3 protein-coding genes are annotated in these 2,042 nt (G+C 67.1%); all 3 read left to right on the top strand.

Annotated features, from left to right (window positions below; genetic code table 11):
• Positions 1-432: helicase associated domain-containing protein (locus ACWFRU_RS42285; RefSeq protein ID WP_453694175.1), on the top strand; the 432-nt coding region annotated here is incomplete at its 5' end.
• A 256-nt stretch (positions 433-688) separates the two neighbouring features.
• Positions 689-1,612: a hypothetical protein gene (locus ACWFRU_RS42280; RefSeq protein WP_030815827.1), complete on the top strand. Its 924-nt coding sequence runs from the start codon at positions 689-691 to the stop codon at positions 1,610-1,612.
• A gap of 193 nt (positions 1,613-1,805) precedes the next feature.
• Positions 1,806-2,042 (top strand): hypothetical protein (locus ACWFRU_RS42275; protein ID WP_453694173.1); only part of this gene is annotated, 237 nt, incomplete at its 3' end.

The following is a 2,042-nucleotide window of genomic DNA, read 5'->3' as shown; positions in this document are numbered from 1 at the left end:
GCGGCCAAGGGTGCGACGGAGGGCCAGAGCAAGGCGCAGCAGGCGTTCCAACGTGGCCTCGCGGCCCTCACACAGTGGGTCGAACGGGAAGGCGCCGACCGGCCCGTGCCGCGCGGCCATGCCGAGGAGATCGCAGTCGACGGCGAAGCAGACCAGGTGATCGTCAAGCTAGGCGTATGGGTATCCAACACCCGCGCGAGGCGGGACAAACTCACCGCGGAGCAGCTCGACGCGCTACGGAAGGTGGGCATGGAATGGGCGAAGCCGGTGCCGGCCATCGCGGCCGCCCCGGCGCAGCCTGCCGCCATCCAAGCCGCGCCACCGAAGCGTGACCACCACGATGAGTGCGACAAGGCGCTGCACGAGGGCGGTACGTGTACCTGCGACCTCATCGAGCAGTACGGACCGCCCTCAGAACGGGACGACTACTGACCGTTCCCCCGCCCGACCTGACCCCGGGCCTCTCGAGGCCGGGGTCTCTTGCTGTCACCGGCCGGACATCGGTGCCGCCCTGCAGCACGGAGTGCAACACGCGCGCCCCACTCCCGCTTTTGCAGGCATTCCCGCAGGTCAGGGTGAAACGCGGCCTCCGTTTCACCCTCGCGTTTCAGAGTGGTGTTTCACTCACGGCTCCGGTGTGAGCTGTATGCCCTGCCTTACCTGCTTCGGATTGGCACGATGAGCTGCGATGGACTTACAAGAGATTGCGCTGGTCGTCACCACCTCGGTAGCTGTCGTGGGGGTGCCGTCCACGCTGCTGATCGGCCGCTGGCAGCTCCGCGCTGCCCTCCAGACGGCTAGCGCCACACACCAGGCGAGTCTCCGTCAGGCGGAGTCGGCGTACCAAGCCGCCCTGGACACGGTCCGAGCGCAGTCTGATTCGGCGCACGACCAGTGGCTGCGCGGCGTGCGCAGGGAGGCATGCTCGGTCTTCCTCCTCGCCGTCGGGGAACTGGTCGAACTTCTGGACCTGGTCCTGGACGGCACGGGTGCGCCGGACAGTTTACGTCCGGCCAGTCGTGACCTGCAGCGGGCTTTGGCCGTGCTGGAGTTGGAGGGAGGCACGCAACTGGTGGGGGCTGCGCAGGAACTGGTGGCCTGCTGCGATGAGATCGCTGAAGCTGCGCTGAGTAGTAGCTTCGCTGCCCGTACCTGGCGTGCGCTCTATGTCAGGCAGATGGAGGAGCGAAACGCTGTAACAGGTCGGGAGGTATCGAGTACACCGATCAGCGATGCGGTCAACGCATTGTCCGACCTCCAAATCCGGCTCGCTGGCATGCGCGACGCCTACACGACTGTAGGGGTGCCGACCGGTGTCCGTCCGGGAACGATCAGCGCTCTCGCCCACTACGCACCGCAAGGTGACCCTCTGTTCGGCTCCACGGGAGAGGCCTACGCCGCCCTGCGGCATGTGTACGAGAGGGCAGTGCGGTTGCTGGAGCTGACCGACCTGCCACGCGAAGAGGCCGCCGTGCTCTTGCGTGATGCCGTCACCGATGGCCGGATCACCGTCCTCGATTACATGACAGGCCAGTCCACTCGGCTGAGTGAGACCCGTCGAGCATTCCTGGCCGCAGCACGTCGAACACTCGGAAACAACGACGCTGGATGACCGGACCGCCCACCGCACGTGTCCTGTTTCCCGTAGTTTGAGCAATCTCATCGAAGGTGAGCGCCGGGCACCCCGTCCGACGCTGACACACTCGGTCCGCACACGCTTCAGACGATGGCGTGGTCCACCAGGGCCCACGTGCGTGACAGCTCGCCCGTGGTGATGGCGGTGCCCGGGTCTTCCGCGAGGAGCCGTGCGCCCCGGTGACCAGGGAGGCGACCGCCACGAGCCGGATCTGCTGGTCCGGGGTGAGCCACAGCGCGTCCTGGACCGCACACGGCACGAACACCAGCTTGCTGCGGGTCTCCTCATCGAGGCCGCCCGTGCCGTCGACCATCACGCCGCCGGGGTCCATGCGGTCGCAGGCCTGCGGGTCCAGGCCGGACATCGCCCTCTCGATCGCTTCGGGCAGGTCCTCACGGATCCAAGA

Source organism: Streptomyces sp. NPDC055099 (genome assembly GCF_053607685.1).
Note: the sequence above shows the minus strand (reverse complement) of the source record. Positions and strands in the feature narration are given on the sequence as shown.

Coding starts and splice junctions, on each gene's coding strand:
- ACWFRU_RS42280 (WP_030815827.1), top strand. CDS start 689: ATGGACTTACAAGAGATTGCGCTGGTCGTCACCACCTCGGTAGCTGTC.